Below are 25,792 nucleotides of genomic sequence, written 5' to 3'. Positions count from 1 at the left end.
AGTCAGAGAATGGCTCAGGGCATGGCTGGAGACACCACACAGATCGACCAGGTGCGACGGTTCAACCGCACTGTCACCGAACGCGTGGGCGTGCTCCACGACCACTACCTGGGCCGTGACCGGCCCATCGGCGAGGCCCGGCTGCTCTGGGAGATCGGCGAGCGGGGCCAGGACGTCCGCCGGCTGCGCGAGCGCCTCGGGCTCGACTCCGGATACGTCAGCCGACTGCTGCGCTCCCTGGAGGCCGAGGGCCTGGTCAAGGTGGAGCCGCAGCCCCGGGACAGGCGCGTGCGCACCGCCCGGCTGACCGCAGCGGGCCGCGAGGAGCGCGCCGTGCTCGACGGCCGCAGCGACGAGCTGGCCGGCTCCCTGCTGGCGCCGCTCAACACCGCGCAGCGCGCCCGGCTGGTCGCCGCCATGGCCGAGGTCGACCGACTGCTGACCGCCGCGACGGTCACACTGGACACCGTCGACCCGGACCACCCCGACGCCCGGCACTGCCTGCAGTCCTACTCCGCCGAGCTCCAGGAACGCTTCGAGACCGGCTTCGACGCCGCGCGGAGCCTGCTGCCGGACCCCGGCGAACTCCGCCCGCCGCACGGCCTGTTCCTGGTCGCCCGGCTGCACGGCGAACCGGTCGGCTGCGCCGGCCTGAAGCTGCCGCCCGGCGCCCCGGCCGAGGTCAAACGCATGTGGGTCGCGCCGCACGCCCGGCGCCTCGGCCTCGGCCGCCGGTTCCTGGCCGAACTGGAGGAACGGGCCGCCCGGCATGGCCACGACGTACTGCGCCTGGACACCAACAAGGCGCTCGACGCGGCCCTCGGCCTGTACCGCTCCGCCGGCTTCCAGGAAGTCCCCGCCTTCAACGACGAGCCGTACGCACACCACTGGTTCGAGAAACGGATAGCGTAGTAACGCTCAAGTTCGCTCCGGTCCGGCGGTGACATGGATCTGAACACGGTGACCGAGGTACGGGACGCCCGGGAGCGCTTCCCCTGGCGGCCGGGCGACGCCTGGCTGGCCGGCGGCACATTCCTGTTCTCCGAGCCGCAGCCGCACGTGCGGCGGCTGGTGGACCTCGGCCGGATGGGCTGGCGGCCGGTCGGCCGGCTGCCGGACGGTGCGCTGGAGATCGCTGCGACCTGCACCATCGCCGAGCTCTCCAGGTACGGCCGGACGCTGGACGCGCCCGCGGCCCCGCTCGTCGAGCAGTGCTGCCGCGCCTTCCTCGCCTCGTTCAAGATCTGGCACCTCGCCACCGTCGGCGGCAACCTCTGCACCGCCCTGCCAGCCGGCCCCATGACCGCCCTCGCCGCCGCCCTCGACGGCAGCTGCCTGCTCCGGTCGCAGGCCGGAATCCTCCGCCGGGTCCCGGTCACCGAGTTCATCACCGGAGCCGGGGAACAGGTACTCGGCGCGGGCGAACTGCTGCGCTCGGTGACGCTCCCCGCCCGCGCGCTGCACCGCCGTACCGCATTCCGGCAGGCCTCCCTGTCCCGACTGGGCCGCTCCGGCGCGCTGGTCGTCGCCACCCTCGACCCGGCCGACGCTTCCTGCACGCTGACAGTCACCGCCGCGACCGTACGGCCGGTACGGCTGCGGTTCCCGGCGCTGCCGGACGCGGCGGTACTGCGGGACGCGCTCGGCAGCGCGGTACGCGACGGCGACTGGTGCGACGACCCGCACGGACTGCCCGACTGGCGACGGCACATGACCTTCCGGCTGGCCGAGGAGGCCCGGCGGGAACTGGACGAGAGGACCGGCCACCCGTGACCTTCGGCATCCGCATCAACGGCCGGCCGTACGACACCGCGCCGCGCCCCGGCCAGTGCCTCCGCACCTACCTGCGCGAACGCGGCTGGTTCGGCGTGAAGAAGGGCTGCGACGCGGGCGACTGCGGCGCCTGCACCGTCCACATCGACGGCCGGCCCGTGCACAGCTGCCTCTACCCCGCCTTCCGCGCCGCCGGACGCACCGTCACCACCGTCGAGGGACTCGCCGCCCCGGACGGCCGACTCCACCCCGTACAACAGCAATTCCTCGACGCGCAGGGCTTCCAGTGCGGCTTCTGCACGGCCGGCTTCCTGATGACCGCGGCGGCGCTGGACGACGAGCAGCTCGCCGACCTGCCGCGCGCCCTGAAGGGCAACCTCTGCCGCTGCACCGGCTACCGCGCCGTCGAGGACGCGCTGCGCGGCGTACGGCACACCGAGGAGCCGGGCGCCGGGCAGACGGTGGGCCACAACCTCCCCGACCCGGCAGGCCCCGCGATCGTCACCGGCACCGCCCACTACACCTTCGACCTCGACGTGCCCGGACTGCTGCACATGAAACTGCTGCGCTCGCCCCACGCGCACGCCCGGATCACCGCCCTCGACACCGCCGCAGCCCTGCGCGTCCCCGGCGTGCACGCCGTCCTCACTCACCACGACGCACCCACCTGCCACTACTCCAGCGCCCGCCACGAACACCCCGAGGAGGACCCGGCCGACACCCGCCTCCTGGACGACACCGTGCGCCACGTCGGCCAGCGGGTCGCCGCCGTCGTCGCCGACACCGAGGCGGCGGCCGAGGAGGGCTGCCGCCGCATCGAGGTGACGTACGAGGTACTGCCCGCCGTCCTCGACCCGGAGGAGGCCATGCGGCCCGGCGCACCCGTCGTGCACGACAAGGACGCGCGGGAGGCGCGGATCTCCCGGCCCGCGCACAACGTCGCGGGGGAGGTGCATGGCGGGACCGGCGACGTCGCGGCCGGTTTCGCCGCCGCCGACGCGGTGTACGAGGAGACCTTCCGCACCCAGCGCGTCCAGCACGCCAGCCTGGAGACGCACGGCGCGGTCGCCTGGTTCGAGGCCACCGAAAACATCGACGGTACGGCCGATGGCCAGCGGCTGGTCGTCCGCTCCAGTACCCAGACCCCGTTCCTCACCCGCCGCGCCCTGTGCACCCTCTTCGGCCTGCCGCCCGACGCCGTCCGGGTCGTCGCGGGCCGGGTCGGCGGCGGCTTCGGCGGCAAGCAGGAGATGCTGGCCGAGGACATCGTCGCGCTCGCCGCGCTGCGGCTGCGCCGCCCGGTGAAGCTGGAGTTCACCCGGTCCGAGCAGTTCCACGGCACGACGACCCGGCACCCGTTCACCGTCCGCGTGCGGGCCGGCGCCCGCCGCGACGGCACCCTCACCGCCCTCCAGGTGCGCGTCGTCGCCGACACCGGCGCGTACGGCAACCACGGCCCGAGCGTCCTCCGCCGCGCCTGCGGCGAGTCGCTCGCGCTCTACCGCTGCCCGGCCAAGCGGGCCGACGGCTTCGCGGTCTACACCCACACCGTCCCCGCGGGCGCGTACCGCGGCTACGGCCTCGGCCAGGTCGTCTTCGCCATCGAGTCGGCCCTGGACGAACTGGCCCGCCGGCTCGGCCTCGACCCGCTCGCACTGCGCGAGAAGAACGTCATCGGCCCCGGCGAACCCCTCATCGGCCCGCTCGGCGAGGAGGCGGACCTGCACCTCGCCGGCTACGGCCTCGACCAGTGCCTGGACATCGTGCGCCGGGCCCGGGCCGAACCCGCCGCACCGACTCCGGACGGCTGGCAGATGGGCGAGGGCGTCGCCGTCTCGATGCTGGCCACCGCACCGCCCGGCGGCCACCTCGCCACCGCACGGGCCGCGCTGACCGCCGACGGCACCTACACGCTCTCCGTCGGCACCGCGGAGTGCGGCAACGGCACCACCACCGTCCTGCGCCAGCTCGCCGCCGCCGAGCTGGCCACCACCACCGCCGCGCGCGTCACCGTACGCCAGGCCGACACCGGCCTCGTCCCGCACGACACCGGCACCTTCGGCTCCACCGGCACCGTCGTCGGCGGCCGGGCCGTCCTGCACGCCGCCCGGGCGCTGGCCGCCGCGCTCCGCGCCCGCGCCGCCCGGCACCTGGGCGCCGAGCCGGCCGACTGCCGCCTCACGGACGACGCGGTGGTGGCCGGGGACCGCCGGGTGTCCCTCGCCGCGCTGTACGCCGCGGCCCGCGCCGCCGGGCAGGAACCGGCCGCCGACGGACGGGCCGGCGGCACCCCGCGCTCGGTCGCCTTCAACGTCCAGTGGTTCCGGGTCGCCGTCGACCCCGGCACCGGCGAGATCCGCGTCCTGCGCAGCGTGCACGCCGCCGACGCAGGCACGGTGATCAACCCGATGCAGTGCCGAGGCCAGGTCGAGGGCGGCGTGGCGCAGGCCCTGGGCGCCACGCTCCTGGAACAGGTACACATCGACGGGCGCGGCGCCGTCACCACCGACACCTTCCGCCGCTACCGGGTGCCCGCCTTCGCCGACGTACCCCGTACGGAAGTGCACTTCGCGGCGGTGGCCGACACCATCGGGCCGCTCGGCGCGAAGTCGATGAGCGAGGGCCCGTTCAACCCGGTCGCGCCGGCCCTGGCCAACGCGGTGCGGGACGCGACCGGCGTGCGCTGCACGGAACTCCCGCTCACCCGCGACCGGGTGTGGCGTGTGCTCGACGGGACGTCATGTGCGGACAGCGGGCGCCGCGCCTGAGGAAGGGTGCGGGGAAGGCGAGGGCGGTCTCCTCGGCCATCGCCGCGAAGAACCGGCGGCCGTCGGCGGTCTGCCGGGAGGTGTACCAGCGGTAGTCCAGGGCCGGGGCGATCGCCCGGTGCAGCGCCTCGCGGGCCAGGCCCCGGCCCCGCCACCGCTCGGCCACGGCGATGTTGCGGAGGTAGCCGCGCCGGCACGCGTGGCAGAGCTGGTACTCCAGCCGCCCCACGACCCGTCCCGCCGCGTCGCACATCACGATCGCCCGGCGCCCGGCCGGCACCACGGGCCCGGCCGGCCGGAAGACGACGTCGGCGGCGTCCGGCACGGGACCGCCGCGCGGACCGGGAAGCACCCGTAACCGTGCCCGTCGCCCGGGCACTCGCGGTGCCGCCATGCGTACCTCCCGCCCGGGACGCGGCGGCCGGGGTCGGTCCCGGTCACCGGCGCCGCCTTCTACAGGCTTGTAGAGTACGCGCGTCCACGGGCCGTTGGGGCGGTGTCCTTCTCGGTGGGGCGGTGCCCTTGTATGGGTGGGGCGGTGCCCCTGTATGGGTGAGGCGCTGGGGTGTCGGCGTTGTCGGCGTTGTCGGTGGGCCGTTGGAGCACTGCAGTGGGCCATTGGCGCACCGGCGTTGTCAGTTGGCGCACCGGCGTTGTCAGTACCCCCGGGTACTGTGTTGAGAAGGGGACCTCGTGCACCCCCATGGGGGAGGAGGGGGCGGAAACGGTACGCCGCCTGCGAACATGGGGGAGGTGGGGGAGGGGCGGTACCAGAACGCCGCCTGTGAACCGGTACGCAGGCGGGAGGGTGGGAGGACGGGAGAGGATGGCCGAACTCGGGCTGCAGGACACCCACGGGATCCTGGACCGGCCGTGGGTCCGGCCGGAGCGGACCAGCGCGGGCCTGGGCTGGGAGCATCTCTACCTCTCCAGCCAGCGTGAACTGCCCTACCGGGAAGCTTTCGACGGGGCACCCAGCCATCTGCTGATCCTGCACCTGGACGGCCCGGTCACGGTCAGCCGCGGCCGGCGCGGCCTCACTGCGGCCCGGCGCATCCTGCCCGGCGGGCTCTTCCTGCACCCGGCCGACACCGAACTGGACGTCGAGCTGGGCGGCCGGCTGGACACCGTGCACGTCTACCTGGCGGACGAGGCGCTGCAGGCGGCGGCCGGGGAGGGCCGCCCGGTGCGGCTCGTCGAGGAGTTCGGGGTCACCGATCAGCTCCTGGAACAGCTCGTCCGCGCGCTGGAGGGCGTCGTACGGGACCGGTCGCCGGGCGCCCGCACCTACGCCGACCAGCTCGGTGTGATGATCGCCGGGCAGCTGGCCCGGCACCACAGCACCCGCCGCTCCACCCCTCCCGCGACCCGCACCCGTCGCGGCCTGACGGAGCGCCAGTTCGCTGCCGTACGCGAGCTGCTGGACGCCCGGCTGGCGGATCCGCTGCCGCTGGCCGACCTCGCGGCGGCCGCCAACCTGAGCGTCAGTCAGTTCGCGCGCAGCTTCAAGGCGCGCACCGGGCTGCCGCCGCACCGGTACCTCATGCGGCTGCGCGTGGAGCAAGCGGCCCGGCTGCTGCGGACCACCACCGTGCCGATCAGCGAGGTCGCCGCCCGCTGCGGCTTCTCGCACCAGGAGCATCTGACGCGGGTGCTGCGGGCGCAGCTAGGGACAACGCCGGGCGCGCTCCGGCGCGGCGAGTGAGGCAATCCCCTGCGCTGCCCGTGTGAATGCGCTGCCCGGATGAATGCGTCTTTCGTGCAGTCGCGACAGCGGGATCGTGCAGGAGCGAGCGCGCACGGCGCCGCGATACTCGGCTGTCATGCGTGCATTCACCTACTCCAGCCAGCCCGCCCGGGTGGTCTTCGGTGCCGGGACGCTGAGCCGCCTGCCCGAGGAAGTGGCCCGTCTGGGCGCCGGCCGCGCCCTGATCCTCACCACGCCGGGCCGGACGGACCTGGCCCGCCGGACCCGGGAGATCCTGGGCGCCGCGGCGGCCGGGGAGTTCACCGGCGCGGCGATGCACACCCCCGTCGACGTCACCGAGCGGGCGGTCGCCGCCGCCCGCGAGCTGGCCGCCGACTGCCTGGTCGCCGTCGGCGGCGGCTCGACGACCGGCCTGGCCAAGGCGGTGTCCGTACGGACCGGTCTGCCGCAGGTCGTCGTCCCCACCACCTACTCCGGCTCCGAGGTCACACCCGTACTGGGCGAGACCGAGAACGGCGTCAAGACCACCCGCTCGGCGCCGGAGATCCGGCCCGGCACGGTCCTGTACGACGTCGACCTGACCCTCGGCCTGCCGGTGCCGGTCTCCGTCACCAGCGGCATCAACGCGATGGCGCACGCGGTCGAGGCGCTGTACGCGCCGGAGGCCGACCCGGTGACCGACCAACTCGCTCTTCGGGCAATCGAGTTGATGGCCGACGCGCTGCCCCGGATCGTCGTCGATCCCGCCGACCGGGAGGCCCGCGCCGACGCGCTGGAGGCGGCCTGGCTGGCCGGTACCTGCCTCGGTAGCGTCGGCATGGGCCTGCACCACAAGCTGTGTCACACCCTCGGCGGCTCCTTCGGCCTGCCGCACGCCCCCACGCACACCGTCGTCCTCCCGTACGCCATGGCCTACAACGCGCCCGCCGCGCCCGACGCCATGCGCCGTATCGCCCGTGCGCTGGGCGCCGCGGACGCGCCCACCGCCGTACACGACCTGATCCGCAGCCTGGGCGGACCCGGGAGCCTGGCCGAACTGGGCCTCTCCGAGGCCGACCTGCCGCGCGCCGCCGAGCTCGCCACCGCCACGCCCTACCCCAACCCCCGCGAGGTCACCGAGGACGGCATCGCGGCGCTCCTCGCCGACGCCTTCGCGGGCCGCCGCCCGGCCCCCGCCGATCCTCTCGCCGACTCCCTGCACACCCTTCTCGCCCAGGTCACCGCCGGTTTCGAGGGGGCGCCCGATGCTCGCGTACGGGAGCTGCTGACCGATCTCACCCGCCGCCTGCACGGCTTCGTCGCCGACAACGACCTCACCGACGACGAATGGCGGTACGCGATCGACTTCCTGACCCGCACCGGGCAGCAGTGCTCCGCGACCCGGCAGGAATTCATCCTGCTCTCCGACACCCTCGGCATCTCCAGCGCGGTCGATCTGCTCACCAACTCCCGTACCGCCGAGAGCACCCCGTCCGCCGTCCTCGGACCCTTCTACGTCGAGGGACCGCCGCCGCTGCCCGACGGCGCCGACCTCGCCGAAGGGCTGCCCGGCACCCCGATGTACGCGTCCGTGCAGATCACCGACCTGGACGGGCAGCCGCTGGCGGGCGCGGTGGCCGATGTCTGGCAGGCGAACGAGGACGGTTACTACGACGTCCAGCTGCCCGACATCGAAGGGCCTCAACTCCGTGCCCGCTTCCGGGCGGACGGCGAGGGGCGCATCCGCTTCCGCTCGATCCTGCCCAAGGAGTACCCGATCCCCGACGACGGGCCGGTGGGGCAGATGCTCACCGCGGTCGGCCGGCACCCCTACCGTGCCCCGCACGTCCACTTCATGATCAGCGCGCCGGGGCGGCGCACGCTCGTCACCCAGCTCTTCGTCGCGGGCGGCGCGTACATCGATGCCGACACCGTCTTCGGCGTCAAGGACGCGCTGGTCACCGACTTCCCCGAGCATCATGGGCCCACCCCCGACGGCCGACCGGCGGACGGCCCCTGGCGCTCCCTCGACTACACCTTCCGCCTCGCCCCCGTAGCCCCCGAAGCCCCCTCCGGAGACCGGTAGATGACCCACCCCACCACCCCGTACGACACCGACGTCCTCGTCATCGGCAGCGGGCCCGCCGGCGGCAGCGCCGCGCTGCTGCTCGCCACGTACGGCATACGCACCACGCTCGTCAGCAAGTACGGCTGGACCGCCAACACGCCCCGCGCCCACATCACCAACCAGCGGACCCTTGAAGTCCTGCGTGACCTCGGCATCGAGGACCAGGCGCTGGCCGCCGGCACCCCGCAGCACCTGATGGGCGACACCGTGCTGTGCACCGCCCTCACCGGCGAGGAGATCGGCCGCATCCGCACCTGGGGCACGGGGGACGACCGGCTCACCGAGTACACCGCCGCCAGCCCCTGCCCGATGACCGACCTGCCGCAGACGTACCTCGAACCGATCCTGGTGAGCAATGCCGCCGCGCGCGGTGCCAAGGTCCGCTTCGACACCGAGTTCGTCCGGCTGGAGCAGGACGAGGACGGTGTCACTGCTCACCTTCGCGACCGGTTGCGCGGCGATGACTTCACCATCCGCGCCCGCTACCTGATCGGCGCGGACGGCGCCCGCAGCCGGGTCGCCGAGCAGGCCCGGCTGCCGATTGCCGGGCAGGAGGGCAAGGCCGGCAGCATGAACATCGTCTTCCGGGCCGACCTCAGCGCGCACGTCGCCCACCGCCCCAGCGTCCTGTACTGGGTCATGCGCCCCGGCGCCGAGACCGGTGGCATCGGCATGGGCCTGGTCCGGATGGTGCGCCCCTGGAACGAGTGGCTGCTGACCTGGGGTTACGACATCGATGAGGCACCCCCGGAGGTCGATGCGGCAGAGGCCCGCCGGATCGTCCACGACCTCGTCGGCGACGACTCGATCGACGTCGAGATCACCTCCACCTCGCTCTGGGCCGTCAACCACACCTACGCCACCCGCTACTCCACCGGCCGGGTCTTCTGCGCCGGGGACGCCGTGCACCGCCACCCGCCGTCCAACGGCCTCGGCTCCAACACCTCGGTCCAGGACGCCCACAACCTCGCCTGGAAAATGGCGATGGTGGTGCGCGGCGAGGCGGGCGAGGGCCTGCTCGACACCTACACCGCCGAACGCGCCCCCATCGGTCAGCAGATCGTCGACCGCGCCAATCTCAGCCGCGACCAGTTCGGCCCGATCTTCCAGGCGCTGGGAATCGGCGGCGGCGCCGACGACGAGGGCATCGCGAGCGCGCTGACCGCCTGCCGGGCGGCCGACGCGGAAGGCGCGCGCCGACGACGCGAGCTGGATGCCGCGATCGAGCTGAAGAACTACGAATTCAACGCACACGGCGTGGAGTTGAACCAGCGGTACGCCTCCGCCGCCGTGCTGGAGGACGGCAGCCCGGCCGAGGAGTGGCCGCGCGACCGGGAGCTGTACCACCAGCCGAGCACCCGCCCCGGCGCGAAGCTGCCGCACGCCTGGCTGACGGACGCGCACGGCCGCCGCCTCTCCACCCTCGACCTCGTCGGCAAGGGCAGGTTCACCCTGGTCACCGGCGTATCAGGGGTGGCGTGGGAAGCCGCGGCCGAAGCCTGCGCCGCGGACCTCGGGGTGCCGCTGACCACCGTACGCATCGGCTCGGACGCCGCCCGGGACGCGTACGGCGACTGGCGGCGCCGCAGCGGAACCGACGAGGCGGGCTGTCTGCTGGTCCGCCCGGACGGCTATGTCGCCTGGCGCCGCGGCACGGCTCCGGACACCGCGGAGGCGGCCGCCGCCGAGCTGCGCAAGGCCCTGGAGGCGGTGCTCCAGCGCTGAGGGAGTGCTGACGGAGCGCTGAGGGACCGTGCGGTCAGGAGGACGCCGGCGGGAACGGGACGACGACCGTTCCCGTCCCGGCGTCGTCGTAGATGACGTGCGTGCTCGCCGAGCCGCAGCTGAGCACCAGCAGGCCGATGGCGCAGGCCACGGCCACCACCGTCAGCACCAGGATGCCGAGCAGCGCCTTGCGGCGCACCGCGCGGCGCCGCCAGTCCGCCTGGCCCTTGCGGTACGCCTGCGGCGGCGCGGACACCGAGGAGGCGACGTCGTCCAGGGCCCGGCGCAGCCATTCCTCGGACCCGTCCGGCACCGCTTCGGTACCCACCTCGTCCGTCACCGGGCGACCTTCCTCAGCGCGTACTTCAGCTTCGTCATGGCGCGTGCTGTATGCGACTTCACGGCGCCGGTGGAGATCCCCATCGTCTCACTGATCTCCGACTCCTTCAGATCCAGCCAGTATTTCAGGACGAGGGCCTGGCGCTGCCGGGCGCTCAGCGTCTGCAGGGCCGCCAGCAGCGCGCGATGGTCGTCCTGCAGCAGCACCTGGTGCTCGGCGGAGAGGACGTGCTCGTCGACCTCGCGGTAGGCGTGCCGGCGGGCGACGCGCAGATGGCGGATGCGCATACGCGTCAGGTTGCAGACGATGGACCGCAGATAGCCGGCCGCCGCGTCCGGCGTCTTCAGCTTCGGCCAGCGGCGGTGCAGTTGGTAGAAGGCTTCGGAGACCACGTCCTCGGCGTCCCCGTCCGCGCCCAGCAGCACGGCCAGCCGCAGCAGTTGGGTGTAGTGGGTGTCGAAGAGGTGGGCGATGGCCGCCTGCCGGTCGGCGTCCCGCAGGTCGAGCGTCAGGGGAGCGGCGCCGTCCGGCGGTGCGCACCCGGGTCCCGGGCCGCCCGGCGGGGGCGGGCCGACCAGGGTGCCGCGCGGTGAGCAGGGCGGCGAGGGCGGTGAGAGCGGCGATGGCTGCATGGCGATGCGTCCTTGGACGGTCTGGTCAGTCGACGACGACGGTGTATTTGGAACCGCGGCGTTCATGGGGCGTGCCGCAGGTGGTGGCGTCCTTCCAGCGAGGCGAGCCGAGCCGGTCCAGCACGGGCGTGAGGACGGCGGCGGTCGCCAGGTTCAGTACGAGTGCGGGGAGCGCGACGTAGACCGGGGCGTGCAGCGGGCCGATGCCGAGGTCCACCACGGAGGAGAAGCCGTGCAGGCAGATGAGGGCGGTGCCGGCGGTCATGCCGGCCGCCCAGCCCGCGAGCAGCGCGCGGTGGTGGAACCAGCGGGTGAAGAGCGACAGGGCGACGGCGGGCAGTGTCTGCAGCACCCAGACGCCACCCAGCAGATGCAGGTTGACGGCGTCCTGCGGCCGCAGGACCAGTGCGAACAGCAGCGCGCCCGCCGTGATGCCGAGCGAGGCGGTGCGGGCGACCCCTACCTCGTGCTTGGGCGTGGCCGTGGGGTTGAGGTACTCGCTGTAGACGTTGCGGACGAGCAGCGCCGCCATGCCGATGGCCATCACGGCGGCGGGCAGCAGCGCGCCGACCGCGAGCGCGCCGTACAGGAAGCCGGCCAGCTGCTCGGGTACCAGATTGCGGATCAGCAGTGGTACGGCCAGTTCGGCGTGGCCCGGGTGGGTCTGCACACCCGCGGCCAGCGCGGCGACGCCGAGGAACGCGGAGAGGGCCAGGGAGAGCGCCCACAGCGGCAGGGCCGCGATCGCGGCGCGCAGCGGCCGGCGGCCCCGGCTCGCCAGCGCGGCCGTCACGATCTGCGGATACATCGGCTGGGCGAGCGCTGAGCCGAGCGCCAGGGTGGCGTACGCGGTGACGGACTCCGGCGGCACGACCAGGGACAGGCCCTGGGCGGCGAGGCGGCGGTCGGCGGCGGCGAACACCGCGCCCGGGCCGCCGAATTCCGCCACGGCCAGGACCGCGACGAGGATCAGGACCCCGGCGCACAGCGCGGCCTTCACCGGCGCGATACGGGCGCAGGCCCGCAGCCCGCCCGGGTGGATCAGCGCGGCGGAGCACAGCAGGACCACGACGAGGGCGACGGCGCAGGCAGCGCCCCCGACGGGCAGGCCCATCGCGTCCAGCAGTGTGGTCACGCCGATGACCTGCAGGGCGAGGTACGGCATCGTCGCGAGGATGCTGGTCAGCGCGACGGCCAGGGCGAGCGTGTGCGAGCCGTGCCGGGCGCGGACGTAGTCGGCCGCGGTGACCAGGCCGTGCCGGGCCGCGACCCGGTGCAGCCGGGGGAGCACCAGCATGAGCAGCGGGGTGAGGAGGAGCAGGTAGGTGAGTGCGTAGAGCGCGAGGCCGCCGGCGCCGAACATCAGCCCGGGGATGGCGACATAGGTGTACGCGGTGATGACCGTGCCGCCGAGCAGCAGGTTCGTCGGGAGCGCGGTGAGGCGCCGGCCGCCGAGCGCCCACTCCGCGGGGTGCGGCAGCGGTGCCGGCGGCCCGGCGGACCGCCCCACGGCCCCGGTGAGCACCGCCGCGCAGACGACGAGTGCGAACGGAGCGAACTGTGCGGCGTTGATGGCGACCCCCCTCGGTGTGCGGGCGGGGGCCCTCCCGCGGCGGTCCGTGGTCAGCGGAGCGCGCGTGGAGACCGTGAGAGACCCCCACCCTCACGTGACAGGCATCCACATGCGCATATTCCACAATGTGGAAGCCTGATTCCATTTCTTGGTACTCTAGGGGCCGCCTCCGGGAGCGTCAAGGTCTTTCCGGCGCACCGGCAGGGAGCCGAAATCCCCTGCCGAAGAGGCGAGTTCCGTCCGAATCGCGTTATGCGGAGGTATGTGTGAGTGAAGAACGTGTCGCCCTCATCACCGGCTCGTCCTCGGGTATCGGCGCCGCCGTCGCCCGCCGCCTGGCGGCCGCGGGGATGCGCATCGTCGTGAACTCGGCCTCGTCCGTGGCGGCCGGTGAGGAGCTGGCCGCCCAGCTGCCCGACGCCGTCTACGTCCAGGGCGACATCGCCGACCCGGCGGACGCCCGGCGGCTCGTCGACACCGCTGTCGAGACGTACGGCCGGCTCGACGTGCTCGTCAACAACGCCGGGCGCACCCGCTTCATCCCGCTCGACGACCTGGACGCGGTCGACGCCAAGGTCTGGCACGACATCCTCGACGTCAACGTCATCGGCACCTGGCAGGTGATCACCGCCGCCGTGCCGCACCTGAAGGCCACCGGCGCAGGATCGATCGTCAACATCTCGTCCGTCTCCGGCAGCCGCGCCATGGGCAGCTCCGTGCCGTACGCGGTCAGCAAGGCCGCCGTCGACCACATGACCCGCCTGCTCGGCGCGACCCTCGGCCCCGACGTCCGGGTCAACGCCGTGGCCCCCGGCCTCGTCGAGACCCCCTGGTACGACGAGGCGCCGCAGGTGTGGGAAGGCTCGCGGGACTGGATCACCGCCAATACCCCGCAGCGCAGGGTCGGCACGCCGGAAGACGTCGCCGAGGCGGTGCACGCCCTGGCCACCGCCGCCTACACCACCGGCGAGGTACTGATGGTGGACGGCGGCCGCCACCTCGTCTGAACCGCCGCACCACCGCACCGCGCAGCGGGCCGGTCTCCTCGGGAGGCCGGCCCGTTCGCGTACCCGGCCGAGTGGCGCAGGTCACGTCGGTGCATCCGTAAGTCCCGTAAACCGATCGCCCTCCCCGCGCAACTAGTGATCGGAAGCCACCGGCGATCGCACGGTGAGAGGGCCACGGGGGCGCGATGGGGCGCCCACCGCCGTCCTCTGGGGCGTCTACGTCTTCTTTCGTACTCCATGCCGTTCACCGGCCCGCCGTACCGCACGCCGCGGTCCGGCGTGCCGTGCCGCGCCGCGCGCAACCGCGGCCGGCGCTCCACGGATGACGACCAAAGGACTTGAGCCATGGGCAAGTACGCGCACGCCGCCGTCCCACGGGCCGGCACGCTCGGGGTGCACCACCTCGTCGCCGCACGCGTCGGGGAACGCCCCGACGCCTGTGCCGTTCGCGACGCACGCGGCGGCCCCTCCCTGACCTACCGTCAGCTCTGGGAGCAGGCGGGCCGGCTGGCGCACACGCTCGCCACGCACGGCGTCGCGCCCGGTGAGCCGGTCGCCGTCGACCTGGAGCGCGGCACCGCACTGATCGTCGCCCTCCTCGGCGTCGCCCGGGCCGGCGCCGCCTACCTGCCGCTCGACGCCCAGGCCCCCGCGGAGCGGGTGGCCACGGTCCTCGCGGACGCGGGGGTCCGCACAGTGCTCGTCGGCGAAGAGACAGGGGAAGGGCGTACGGCCGGGATCCCCGGGGTGCAGCAGGTGGCCGTGGACCGCCCGGCGCCGGACCACCGGTTCGAAGTACCCGAGGTACCCGTAGACGGCGACAGCCCCCTCTACATCGGCTACACCTCCGGCTCCACCGGCACGCCCAAGGGCGTCGTCGTACCGCACCGGGCCGTCCGCCGCCTCGTCACCGACGCGACCTTCTGCACCATCGCCCCCGGCGACCGGGTCGGCCAGGCCGCCAACCCCGCCTTCGACGCCACCACCTTCGAGGTGTGGGGCGCGCTCACCGCGGGCGCCACACTCGTCGTCCTGCCCACCGTCGTCGACCTCGCCGTGGACCGCTGGGCGGCCCTCCTCCAGGCCGAGGACATCACGACCCTCTTCCTGACCACCTCGCTCTTCCACCTGGTCGCCCGCACCCGGCCCGGCGCACTGCACACACTGCGGAACCTCGTCGTCGGCGGCGAACAGCTCGACCTGGCCGCGGTCCGCGCCGTACTCGCCGCAGGTCCGCCCCAACGCCTCGTCAACGGCTACGGCCCGACCGAGGCCACCGTCTTCGCCACGTCCTTCGACTGCACCGACGCCTCGCTCGCGGGGCGCGACCGCATCCCCATCGGCCGCGCCATCCAGCAGACCACGCTGCACGTCCTCGACGAGGAACTGCGCCCGGTCGCTCCCGGGCAGCCGGGCGAGCTGTGCATCGGCGGCCCCGGCGTCGCCAAGGGGTACCTCGGCCGGCCCGAGCACACCGCCCGCGCCTTCGTCCCCGAACCGGGCACCGGCACGCCCATGTACCGCACCGGCGACCTGGTGCGGGAGCTGCCCGACGGCGAACTGGAGCTGGTGGGCCGCGCCGACCGGCAGGTGAAGCTGCGCGGCTACCGGATCGAGCTGGAGGAGATCGAGCGCGCGGCGCTCGCCACGGGCCTCGCCGAAGCCGCGTTCGTGAGCAAGGTGGGCGAGGGGCCGGCGGCACGGCTGGCGGGTGCGTTCCTGCCTTCCGACGGGACAGAGCGAGGCGGCGCCGAGGAGCTGGCCGCCGCGCTCGCCCGCGCCCTCCCCGCGTACATGCTGCCCGCAAGCTGGCTGCCGCTGGCGAGCCTGCCGCTGCACTCCACCGGCAAGGCCGACCGCGGACGCATCGACGCGATGATCGAGGCAGCCACGGCAAGCGTCGAAGACAGCGCGGCGGAGGCGGCGCCCTCGCGGCAGCCCGCCGGACCGTCCGCACCGTCCTCCGGCGACCCCGTCACCGACGCGCTCACCCGCATCTGGACGGAGGTGCTCGGCACCCCCGCGACCGCCCCCGACCAGGACTTCCTCTCCCTCGGCGGCAATTCACTGCTCGCGACGCAGGCCGCGGCGCGCATCCGCGAGGTACTCGCGGCCGACGTCGAGCCGTACGACATCCTGCTGGCCGCCGGCATCGGCGAACTGGCCGGGCGAGTACGCGAGTCGGCGGAGGCGGTCTGATGGCGCAGCTTCCCTCGCCGCCCCTGACCCGCCGGGCGGCCACAACAGCGCCGCTCTCCTGCGCGCAGGAGCGGCTGTGGTTCATCGACGCGGCGGCCCCCGGCTCCGCCGCCTACAACGTCCCGCTGCTCACCCACTGGCACGAGCCCGTCGACACCGCCGCGCTCGCCCTCGCCCTGACCGCGCTCGTCGCACGCCACGAGATCCTGCGCACCACCTACGGGCTGCGCGAAGGCCGCCCGGTTCAGTACATCGGCGAGGCGGTACCCGTCCCCGTGGAGGTGCTCGCAGGCCCGCCCGGGGAGGCCGGACTCGCCCGCCACGCCCGCGCCCCCTTCGACCTCTCGGCCGGGCCGCCGCTGCGCTGCACCGTGTGGCGGGGCGGCCCGGACGGCGACGCGATGCTGCTGGTCGTCCACCACATCGCGGTGGACGGCTGGTCGCTGGGCGCACTGTACGAGGATCTGGCCACCGCGTACGACCAGGCGGTCGCCGGAGTGGCGCCGAACCTCCCGCAACCGGCGGTGCAGTACGCGGACTTCGCCGAGTGGGACCGTGAAGTGGCCGCGCATCCCGCCATGGCCGAACGGGTGGCGGCGCGCCTCGCGCAACTGCGCACCGTGTCCGGCGATCTCGCACTCGGAGCCTGCCCGCCGCGCCCCGCCCTCCCCGAGGGCGACCGCCGCGGCGCCCAGCACACGTTCCATGTCACCGCCGAACTCGCCGCCCGCGTGGATGAAATGGCGACGGCTGTCCGGGCCACCCCCTTCGTCGTGCTGCTCGCGGCGTTCCAGGCCGTGGTGCAGCGCTGGACCGGCCTGGAGGAGTTCCTGCTCGGCACCGTCGCCGCCAACCGCCCGCACCCCGCCGTCGAGGAACTCATCGGCTTCTTCGTCAACACCGTCCCGCTGCACTGTGCGCCCCGGGCCGACTGGACCTTCGAGCGGCTGTGCACGGAGGTGCGCGGCGAGGCGTTCCGGGCACTGTCCCACCAACGACTGCCGTTCGAGCAGCTCACGGCCGGTGCGGGCGGTGACAGGACCCGCGCGCCGGGGCCACTGGCCAGCGTCGGCTTCGTCCTGCAGAACGCGCCGGCACCCCGGCTCGGCGACCGGCCGCGCTGGGGCCCGCCGCGGCTGCTCCCGACCGGCACCACCAAGCTCGACGTGACGCTCACCCTCGAGTACGCCCCCGACGGGCTCCGCGGCACGGTCGAGTACGACACCGACCGGTACTCCGCGGAGACCGCGCGGCAGCTCGCCGGGCACTTCAACGCGCTGCTCGCCGCGGCCGTCGCCGCGCCGGGCACCGCGCTGCGTGCCCTGCCCCTGACCGACCCGTCGGCGGGCCGCCCGCCGCGCACCGTGCTGGCCGGCCCCCGGCGCGACCTGGCGGCGGAGTACCGCGACCGGCTCATCGGCACCGCACCTCGCGCCGCCGGGCCGCACGGAGGAGGAGACGCATGACCACCGTGACCGACCTGCTCGACCTGCGGTTCGCCGCCATGCCCGGCGATGACACCGCGGTGACCTGCGCCGGGGAGGAACTCTCCTGGCGCGCGCTGGACGACTGGTCGCGGGCCGTGGCCCGGCACCTGACGGCACACGGCGCGGGACCCGGCACGCTCGTACCGGTACTGACCGCACGCGGCGGGGCGCTGATCGCCGGCTGGCTGGGTGCCCTCCGCGCGGGCGCCGCCTTCGTCCCCCTCGCGATGGACACCCCGGCCGCCCGCATCGCCTTCGTACTGCGCGAGACCGGGGCCGCCACGGTCCTCGTCGACGAGGCCGGGGCCGGCCTGCTCCGCGGTCTGGACACGGACGCCAAGCCCGTCGACCTCGCGGAGATCCGGGAGCTGGGGGAGGCGGCCGGGCCGCCCGCCGCGCTCCGCCCCTGCCCCGAGGACCCGGCCGTGGTCATCTTCACCTCCGGGACGACGGGCCGCCCCAAGGGCGTGCTCGTCCCGCACCGCGGCCTGCTCAACACGGCCCTGTGGTGGGCGGCCGACTGCGGCCTCGGCACCGCCGACCGGCTGCTGGTGACCGCGGGCACCGCCTTCGACCCGGCCGCCTTCAACGTCGTCGAGGGCCTGCTGGCCGGGGCCCGGCTGGTCCTCGCCGACGACGTCGAACGCCGCGACCCGGCCGCCCTGCTGCGGCTCGTCCACGGCCCGGACGGCGCGACCGTCGCGGGCTCGGTCACCCCCAGCCTCCTGCACGCCATGCTGAGTGCCGAACCGGACGCCGGACCGGGCGGCTGCGCGCTGCGCGTCGTCTACTCCGGCGGCGAGGCGCTGCCCCGCTCGCTCGCCGCCGACTGCGCCCGCCGCTGGGGCGCCGAGGTCCGCAATGTGTACGGCCCGGCGGAGGCGTCCTGCAACAGCACCTGCCACGTCGTCGACCCCGGCGACACCCGCGCCCCGGCCATCGGCCGGCCGCTGCCCAACACCCGCGCCTATGTGCTCGGTCCGCACGGCGAGGAGCTGCCCGCCTCCGTACCGGGTGAGCTGTACGTCGCGGGTGCCGGCGTGGCGCTGGGCTATCTCGGGATGCCGGACCGCACCGCCGCCGCGTTCCTGCCCGACCCGTACGCGGACGCGCCGGACGCGCTGATGTACCGCACGGGCGACCGCGTACTGGTGCGCGCCGACGGGGAGTTGGAGTACCTCGGCCGGATCGACGACCAGGTGAAGATCCTCGGCAACCGGATCGAGCCCGACGAGGTCCGCGCGCTGATCGAGGAGAACCCCGCCGTCGCGGCAGCCGCCGTGCACGCGACCGGTACCCCGAAGCGGCTCGTCGCCTATGTGGAGCTCGCCGCGGACGCGGCGCCGACGCACGAGGACATCGTCCGACCGCTGCTGAACTGGCTGCCCGCCGCGGTGCTCCCGGCCGAGGTCCACGCCGTGGCCGCGCTGCCGCGCACGGCCAACGACAAGGTCGACTTCGCGGCGCTGGCGGAGCTGCGCGACCGCCCGCTGCCCCGCGGCGAGCACCGGCCGGCCCCGCTCACGGACGACCAGCGCAAGGTGGCGCGCCTGATGGCCACGGTCCTGGCCGAGGCAGGCCCCGACCGAGGTGACGGGGGCGACCTCGCCCCCGACAGCGACTTCTTCACCCTCGGCGGCCACTCGCTGCTCGCCGTGCGCATGCTGGCCGCGGCCGAACGCGAGTGGGGTACCGCCGTACCGCTGCGGGCCTTCCTCGCGGACCCCACGGTCGGCGGCCTGGCCCGCGCGCTGGCGGCGGCCGGTGCCGGTACCACCGAGGCCGCGCGCACGGCGGACGGCGACGGCCCGCACCCCGCCACCCCCGTACAGCAGCGGCTGTGGCTCATGGACCGGCTGCCCGCCGTGCGCGCGGCCTATCTCGCGCCCGGCGTCGTCGAGATCGACGGTCCGGTGGACCGCGCGCTGCTGCGGGACGCCTTCGCCGCGGTGCTCGCCCGCCACCCGGCCCTGCGTTCCCGCTTCACCCTGGACACCAAGGCGCGCCGGGTCCAGTACCGCACCGACGGCAGCCCGCCGGAGGTCACCCTCCTCGACGCGGCGGCCTGGACCCGCGAGGAGCTGGACGCCCACCTGGCGCGGGAGTGCTGGGCGCCGGTGGACCTGGCCCGGCAGGCGCCCGCGCGCGGCGAGGTGATCGCGCTCGCCGGCGACCGCACGGTGCTGCTGTACGCCGTCCACCACATCGTCTCCGACGGCTGGTCGCTCGACCTGGTCATGGACGAACTGGCGGCGGGCTACCGGGAGTTGAGTGCGGGTCGGCCGTTCGATCCGCCGCCCGCGGCCCACCCCGCGAGCCTCCCGGCGCCCGCGGTGCCCGACGGCACGCTCGACGCGCTGCTGGCCGGGCTGCGGGGCGCGCCGACCGACATCGCGCTGCCGTACGACCGGCCACGGCAGCGGACCCAGAGCATCGAGGCCGCCACCACCCGGGAGCTCCGGCTGCCGGTCGAGGACAGCGCGCGGCTGCGGGAGATCGCCGCCGAGCTGGGCTGTACGACGTTCATGACCGCGGCGGCGCTGCTGGCCGCCGTGCTGGCCCGGCGCAGCACGCAGCGGGACTTCCTGTTCGCGTTCCCCTGGGCCGGACGGGACAGCGCCGGGGCCGCCGGCACCGTCGGCATGTTCGTCAATACCCTCCTGCTCCGGGCCGACCTCAGCGGCCGCCCGAGCTGGCGCACCCTCCTGACCCGCGTCAAGGGCTCCGCGCTGACCGCCTACCGGCACGCCGACGCGCCCTTCGACGCGCTCGCCGCCGCGCTGCACCCTGAACGCGACCTCGGCCGCCCGCCGGTGACCCCGGTCTACCTCTCCGCCACCGATGCACCCGCCACCCCGCCGGCCCTCGGGCCCGGTATCACGACCCGTTACCGCACGCCCCCGGCGCTCAAGCTCAAGTACGAGCTGGAGCTGACCGCCACCGGCGGCGCCGACCGCCTCGGGTTCCAACTCACCTACGCCACCGCCCTGTTCGACGCCGTCACCGCCGACGCTCTGCTCGGCGATCTCGCCGCCGCCGCGGCCGACCTCACCACCGACCTGGAGGCCCCCGTGCTCACCGACGCCACTCCCGGCACCGTCGATGCCACCGCACCCGCCGATGCCGCCGTCCCCGCCGACCCCGCCGCGCTCACCGAGGCGATCGGCGCCGCCTGGCGGGACGTCCTGGACGTGCCGGCCGTCCCGTACGACGTCAACTTCTTCGACGCGGGCGGCGACTCGCTGCTGCTGATCGTCCTCCTCGACCAGCTCTCCGGGCTGACCGACCGGGAACTGGACGCGGCCGACCTCTTCCAGCACAGCACCGTGCACGCCCAGGCCGCGCTGCTCGCAGGCGCGGACGGTCCGGACGGCGCGGACGGGGCGGCGCGGGAGAACACGGGTGCCCGGTCCGGCGGTGCCGCGGCGGGCCGCGCCCGCCTCCTCGGCCGCCGCGGCGCGGGCAGCGCCGGTTCCGCGGAGCCGGCGGCGTGAACGACGACGCGGCCATAGCGGTCATCGGTACCGGCTGCCGGTTCCCCGGCGCCCGCAACCCCGGGGAGTTCCTGCGGAACCTTGCCGCGGGCCGGGTGGCGTTCCACGAGCTGGACCGCACGGCCCTGCGCGCGGCCGGGCTGACCGACGAGACCCTGGACGACCCCTCCTACGTGACGACCGCGGCGACGCTGGACGGCGCCGAGGACTTCGCCGCCGAGTTCTTCGGCTACTCGCCCACCGAGGCCGAGGCCACCGACCCGCAGCAGCGGCTCTTCCTCGAAGTGTGCTGGGAGGCGCTGGAGTCGGCCGGACACCCGCCCACCGGCGACCCGCTGGTCACCGGCGTCTTCGCGGGCGGCAGCCCCAGCACGTACATGGCGGCACTCCAGGTGGCCAGGGCGCGCGCCGACGGCGTGCTGGGCGCCGTGGACGACGTCATGCTGCACCTGGGCGGGCTCGGCGACTTCCTGCCCTCCCGGGTGGCGTACAAGCTGGGGCTGCGCGGCCCGTCCATCGGCGTGCAGACCGCCTGCTCCTCCTCCCTGACCGCGGTGCACTACGCCGTGCTCAGCCTGCTGGCGGGCGAGTGCGACCTGGCGTTGGCCGGCGGCGCGGCGGTCAACGAGCCGGTACTCGGATACCGGCACCAGCCGGGCGCGCTGGCCTCGCACGACGGCCACTGTCGGCCGTTCGACGCGCGCTCCACCGGCACGTCCTTCAGCTCCGGCGTCGGCGTCGTGGTGCTGCGCCGGCTCTCCGATGCGCTCGCGGACGGCGACCCGGTGCTCGCGGTCGTCCGCGGCTCGGCCGTCGGCAACGACGGCTCGGCCCGCTCCGGCTTCACCGCGCCGAGCCCCGCCGGACTCGCCGACGTGGTGGCCGCCGCGCTGGATGTCGCGGGCGTGCGCGGGGACCGGCTGCGGTACGTCGAGGCACACGGCTCCGGCACCCCGCTCGGCGACCGCATCGAACTGCGCGGCCTGGCCGAGGGCCTGGCCGCACCCGCCGACCGTACCGGCTTCTGCGCCCTGGGCTCGGTCAAGGCCAACATCGGCCACTGCGGGCCCGCGGCGGGCATCGCCGGGCTGATCAAGGCCATCGAGGTGGCGCGCACCGGCAAGGTGCCGCCGCACCCCGGCTTCGACCGCCCCCGCAGCCCCGGCGAGCTGGCCGACAGCCCCTTCCGTATCGCCACCGAGCCCGGCCGCGTCACCGAGGGCGAGCCGTACGTCCTGGTCAACTCGATGGGCCTGGGCGGTACCAACGCGAGCGTCGTACTCGGCCCGCCGCCGCGCCCCGTACGCCCCGCGGCACCGGCCCGCGACCGGGTGCGCCTGGTGCTCTCGGCCCGCGACGACGCCGAACTGCAGGCGCTTTCCGAGCAGTTGGCGGATGTGCTGGAGCGGAGCGACGTCAGCGCTGCGGATGCCGCCCACACGCTGCGCGTCGGGCGGACCGCGTTCGCGCGGCGACGGGTGGTGTGCGCGGCACCGGGCGACCTGCCCGCGGCGCTGCGTACCCCGGCCGCCGCCACGCCGCCCGCCGCACGGGCCGTGCGGCTGGTCCTCCCGACGGACGGCTCGCTGCCCGAGGCCGTACGCGAACGGCTGAGCGCGGCGTTCCGGGGACGCGCGGAGATGGTGACGGGCGGTACGGATGCCCAGGACGGCGCCCACGTGGTGACCATCGACGCCTCGGGCGGCGCGATCGACGACCGTATCGACGAGGCCGTGGCCGACGCCTGGCTGCACGGGGCCGACGTGGACTGGGCGGCGCTCGCCGCCGGGCGCGGGCGGCGGGTGCCGCTGCCCACGTACCCCTTCACGCGGCGGCGTTACTGGGCGCTGGACCGTCTGCCGCCGCTCGCCGCCCCGGCCGGCGCGCCACCGGCCGCCCCGGAGGAGGCGCAGCCCAGCGGCCCCGCGGACGAGACGCACGCCGACGACGTGACCGCCGGGCTGCTCGGCCTGTGGCGCGAGATCTTCGGCGTGCCGGCCCTCGGCCTCGACCAGAAGTTCGCGGAGCTGGGCGGCGACTCGCTCACCGCGATGCGGATCGAGGCCGCGGTACAGCGTCGCCACGGCGTCCCGGTCAACGTCCACCGCGCGGGCGGCGGACAGGCCACCGTACGCCGGATGGCCGAGATCGTCCGCGGGCTGCGGCGGCCGGATGCCGGGGCCACGAGCGGCGGGAGAGCCGAGGACCACGAGGCACGTCCGAGTGACCGCCCTGCCGACGCGCTCGACGCCGACCTCGCGCTCCCGCTCGGCGAGCCCGCCGCAGCTGCCCGTACGCCGGGCCCCGACACCCTGTTCACCGGGGGCGGCACCGGCGCGCTGGAGACCTTCGTCCTGCACGAGCTGCTGCTGCGACGGCCCGATACCCGGGTCCACCGTCCGCTGCCCGTGCCCGACGAGGACGCGGGCCGGGTCCTGCTCGCCGCGGCCGCCGCCCGTTTCGGGCTGCCCGCGCCGGATCCCGCCCGGGTGTCCGTCGTCCCCGCCGAACCGACCGCGCTCGGCAAGGCCCTCGCCCACCACCGCGACGGCGAACTCGCCCGCCGCGTGGGCCGCGTGGTGCACGCCGCGCCCGCTCCCGGCGACCACGGGACGTACCAGGAGGTCCGCGCCCACGGTGTCCTGCCGCTCGCCGAACTCCTGCGCTGGCAGCGCGAGCACGGCATCGCGGACTTCACACTGCTCTCCACCCTCGCCGCCTGCGCACCCGCGCTCGGCGGCGAGCCCCTCCTCGCCGAGCAGCGTGAGCAGCCGCTGGACCCCGAACGCGACGGTGCGGCCGTGGCCGCGTGGGTCGGCGAGCGGCTCGTGGAGCGTGCCGAGCGGGACGGCATGCGGGTCCGGGTGTTCCGTACCGGGCTGCTGCTCGGCGCGCTCGCCGACGGCGCCTGCGATCCGCACGACCCGCTGGTCCAACTCCTCGTCGGCAGCGCCGCGACCGGCCTGCACCCGCTGGACGATCGGCCGTTGCCGCTCGCCCCGGTCGACCTCGCGGCCCGCGCCGTCGCCGGCCTCATGGACGCGCCGGGCTCGGTGGGCCGCGTCTACCACCTGGCGGACGAGCGGGCCGTGACCGTACGCGAGCTCTTCGGGTCGCTCGCCGACGCCGGGCTGCCGACCGAGGGCGTGCCCGTACGGCAGTGGCAGCGTGCCGTGGCCCTGCGTGCGCTGGAGCACGACACCCCTGCCCTGGACCCGCTCGCGCTCCGGGCCCTGCACGCGGGCGCGCCCGGTGCGGCGGCCCGGCTGGAGGCGGCCGCCTGGCGGCCCTGGCTGGAGCGGCAGGGCCTGCGGCCCGCGCCCACCGGTGAACTGCTGTGCCGCTGCCTGGAGTTCGCCGCCGCCCATGATGCCTCCCTCGCCACCCACGCCCTGCCCCGAGGAGCACGATGACCGACCGCACGTTGTACGACTGGTTCGCCCGCTCCGTCGAGCGGTACCCCGACGCGCCCGCGCTGGAGGTGCGCGAGCACCGCCTCACCTACCGTGAGCTGCACGCCTGCGCGGACGCGCTCGCCGCCCGCATCCTGCGGGAGCACGGGCGGGCCCCCGAGCGCGTCGCGCTGCTCGCCTCGCGCAGCCTGACCGCCTTCGCCGGGTACCTGGCGGTGCTGCGCCTCGGCGCGGTCGTCACCCCGCTCAACCCGGGCTACCCGGCGCGCCGCAATCAGGGCGTGTACGAGCTGGCCGGGACCGAGGTGCTGCTCACGGACGAGGCGGGCGCGGCCCAGCTGCCGCACTTCCCCGAGCGGCCGGGGCACACCCGGCTCACCCTGACCGACGCCGAGGCCGCCACCCTCGCCGACGCGGCGGGCTCGCCGTCCCCGGAGCGTCCGGGCACCACCCCGGACGACCTCGCCTACGTCCTGTTCACCTCCGGCTCCACCGGCCGGCCCAAGGGCGTACCGATCCGGCACCGCAACCTCTCCCCGTACCTCGCCCACAACATCGAGCGGTACGAGGTCGGGCCGGGCTGCCGGGTGTCCCACACCTTCGACCTCACCTTCGACCCTTCCGTCTTCGACCTCTTCGTGACCTGGGGCGCGGGGGCGACGCTCGTGGCGGCGCAACGCTCCGAGCTGCTCAAGCCGGTCGACCACCTCGTCGAGCGGGGCATCACGCACTGGTTCTCCGTGCCCTCGCTCGTCTCGGTCGCGGCCGGGCTCGGCAATCTGCCGTCGGGGCTGGTCACCGGCCTGCGGTACGGCATCTTCATCGGCGAGCAGCTGACGTACCGGCAGGCGGAGGCGTGGCGTGCGGTGGCCCCGGACGCCGTGCTCGAGAACGTCTACGGACCGACCGAACTCACCGTCGCCTGCACGGAGTTCCGCCTCCCGGCCGATCCCGCCCAGTGGCCGGTGACGTCCAACGCCACCGTGCCGATCGGGCCCGTGTACCCCTTCCTCGACCAGCTGATCCTGGACGAGGAGGGCCGTCCGGCGGCCGAGGGCGAGCTGTGCGTCCGTGGCTCGCAGCGCTTCGACGGCTACCTCGACCCGGCCGACGACCAGGGGCGCTTCGTCTCCTTCGACGGCACCACCGCGGAACCGTACGACGGCAAGGGCGGCCTCACCGCGGAGCACTACTACCGCACCGGCGACCGGGTCCGGTACGAGAACGGCGTGCTGGTCCACCTGGGCCGGCTCGACAACCAGGTCAAGGTGCGCGGCTACCGCATCGAACTCGGCGAGGTCGAGGCCGCGATGCGGCACCACCCGGCGATGCGCGAGGCGGTGGTCGTGGCGGTGCCCGGCGCTGACGGTACCGAACTCGTGGGCTGCTACACGGGGGAGGAGCTGACGCCGTCCGCCGCCATGCTCTGGCTGCGCAAGCACATCCCCGTCCACATGGTGCCGCGCCGCCTCGTGCACCTCGACGAGCTGCCGCTCAATCCCAACGGAAAGATCGACCGCCCCGCGCTGCGGCAGCGGTTCACCGACCCCGTCCCGGCGGCCTGAC

At 74.8% G+C, this 25,792-nt stretch carries 16 protein-coding genes; 12 read left to right on the top strand and 4 right to left on the bottom strand.

Features of this window, described 5'->3' with window-relative positions:
* Positions 1–21 precede the first annotated feature (21 nt).
* The 3 genes from IF04_RS0127005 to IF04_RS0126995 are packed head-to-tail and all read left to right on the top strand — an operon-like array spanning position 22 to position 4,541.
* Complete coding sequence (locus tag IF04_RS0127005) at positions 22–912, top strand: bifunctional helix-turn-helix transcriptional regulator/GNAT family N-acetyltransferase (RefSeq protein WP_030263308.1); 891 nt, start codon at positions 22–24, stop codon at positions 910–912.
* 33 nt (positions 913–945) lie between these two features.
* Positions 946–1,773, top strand: a complete 828-nt coding sequence (locus tag IF04_RS0127000) for an FAD binding domain-containing protein (RefSeq protein WP_030263305.1) — start codon at positions 946–948, stop codon at positions 1,771–1,773.
* Complete coding sequence (locus IF04_RS0126995; RefSeq protein ID WP_030263302.1) at positions 1,770–4,541, top strand: molybdopterin-dependent oxidoreductase; 2,772 nt, start codon at positions 1,770–1,772, stop codon at positions 4,539–4,541. Before IF04_RS0127000 ends, IF04_RS0126995 begins: the two co-directional genes overlap by 4 nt.
* Here the strand turns inward: IF04_RS0126995 and IF04_RS0126990 are convergent.
* A complete protein-coding gene (locus tag IF04_RS0126990) occupies positions 4,474–4,935 on the bottom strand; it encodes a GNAT family N-acetyltransferase (protein WP_157847712.1) in 462 nt (153 codons plus the stop codon). The two genes, IF04_RS0126995 and IF04_RS0126990, sit on opposite strands and share 68 nt — an antisense overlap.
* A gap of 432 nt (positions 4,936–5,367) precedes the next feature.
* Here IF04_RS0126990 and IF04_RS0126985 point away from each other — a divergent pair, with 432 nt between their 5' ends.
* The 3 genes from IF04_RS0126985 to IF04_RS0126975 all read left to right on the top strand — a co-directional run bounded on the left by IF04_RS0126985 (position 5,368) and on the right by IF04_RS0126975 (position 10,081).
* A complete protein-coding gene (locus IF04_RS0126985; protein WP_030263294.1) occupies positions 5,368–6,246 on the top strand; it encodes a helix-turn-helix domain-containing protein in 879 nt (292 codons plus the stop codon).
* A 118-nt stretch (positions 6,247–6,364) separates the two neighbouring features.
* The gene (locus tag IF04_RS0126980) at positions 6,365–8,314 is read left to right on the top strand and encodes a maleylacetate reductase and hydroxyquinol 1,2-dioxygenase domain-containing protein (protein ID WP_030263291.1); all 1,950 of its coding nucleotides are present in this window, start codon (positions 6,365–6,367) and stop codon (positions 8,312–8,314) included.
* Entirely contained in the window at positions 8,315–10,081 is a 1,767-nt protein-coding gene (locus IF04_RS0126975; protein WP_030263287.1) for an FAD-dependent oxidoreductase, read from the top strand. It abuts the gene before it with no gap.
* A 34-nt stretch (positions 10,082–10,115) separates the two neighbouring features.
* On the opposite strand, the gene IF04_RS0126970 is transcribed toward IF04_RS0126975, so the two are convergent.
* From IF04_RS0126970 to IF04_RS0126960, 3 genes are read right to left on the bottom strand one after another with little or no spacing between them, the layout of a single operon-like run.
* The gene (locus IF04_RS0126970; RefSeq protein WP_030263283.1) at positions 10,116–10,421 is read right to left on the bottom strand and encodes a hypothetical protein; all 306 of its coding nucleotides are present in this window, start codon (positions 10,419–10,421) and stop codon (positions 10,116–10,118) included.
* Positions 10,418–11,053 (bottom strand): sigma-70 family RNA polymerase sigma factor, encoded by a 636-nt coding sequence (locus tag IF04_RS0126965; RefSeq protein WP_030263280.1) that lies wholly within the window; start codon positions 11,051–11,053, stop codon positions 10,418–10,420. Before IF04_RS0126965 ends, IF04_RS0126970 begins: the two co-directional genes overlap by 4 nt.
* 25 nt (positions 11,054–11,078) lie before the next feature.
* Positions 11,079–12,578: a sodium:solute symporter family protein gene (locus IF04_RS0126960; RefSeq protein WP_157847711.1), complete on the bottom strand. Its 1,500-nt coding sequence runs from the start codon at positions 12,576–12,578 to the stop codon at positions 11,079–11,081.
* 314 nt (positions 12,579–12,892) lie between these two features.
* Here IF04_RS0126960 and IF04_RS0126955 point away from each other — a divergent pair, with 314 nt between their 5' ends.
* The 6 genes from IF04_RS0126955 (at position 12,893) to IF04_RS0126935 (ending at position 25,791) form a co-directional block, all read left to right on the top strand.
* Positions 12,893–13,633, top strand: coding sequence for an SDR family NAD(P)-dependent oxidoreductase (locus IF04_RS0126955; protein ID WP_030263276.1), 741 nt, complete (start codon positions 12,893–12,895; stop codon positions 13,631–13,633).
* Between the two features lie 345 nt (positions 13,634–13,978).
* Positions 13,979–15,832: a non-ribosomal peptide synthetase gene (locus tag IF04_RS0126950; protein ID WP_078600847.1), complete on the top strand. Its 1,854-nt coding sequence runs from the start codon at positions 13,979–13,981 to the stop codon at positions 15,830–15,832.
* Positions 15,832–17,298, top strand: a complete 1,467-nt coding sequence (locus IF04_RS36080) for a condensation domain-containing protein (protein ID WP_051831598.1) — start codon at positions 15,832–15,834, stop codon at positions 17,296–17,298. The genes IF04_RS0126950 and IF04_RS36080 overlap by 1 nt, the downstream gene beginning before the upstream one ends.
* The gene (locus IF04_RS36780) at positions 17,295–20,813 is read left to right on the top strand and encodes a non-ribosomal peptide synthetase (protein WP_051831597.1); all 3,519 of its coding nucleotides are present in this window, start codon (positions 17,295–17,297) and stop codon (positions 20,811–20,813) included. Before IF04_RS36080 ends, IF04_RS36780 begins: the two co-directional genes overlap by 4 nt.
* Positions 20,810–24,226: a beta-ketoacyl synthase N-terminal-like domain-containing protein gene (locus IF04_RS0126940; RefSeq protein WP_030263268.1), complete on the top strand. Its 3,417-nt coding sequence runs from the start codon at positions 20,810–20,812 to the stop codon at positions 24,224–24,226. The genes IF04_RS36780 and IF04_RS0126940 overlap by 4 nt, the downstream gene beginning before the upstream one ends.
* A complete protein-coding gene (locus IF04_RS0126935) occupies positions 24,223–25,791 on the top strand; it encodes an amino acid adenylation domain-containing protein (protein WP_030263264.1) in 1,569 nt (522 codons plus the stop codon). The genes IF04_RS0126940 and IF04_RS0126935 overlap by 4 nt, the downstream gene beginning before the upstream one ends.
* The last annotated feature ends 1 nt before the right edge of the window (position 25,792 follow it).

This window comes from Streptomyces violens (genome assembly GCF_000717745.1).
Taxonomy (GTDB): Bacteria; Actinomycetota; Actinomycetes; order Streptomycetales; family Streptomycetaceae; genus Streptomyces; species Streptomyces violens.
This window is presented reverse-complemented; position numbering and strand designations above follow the sequence as displayed.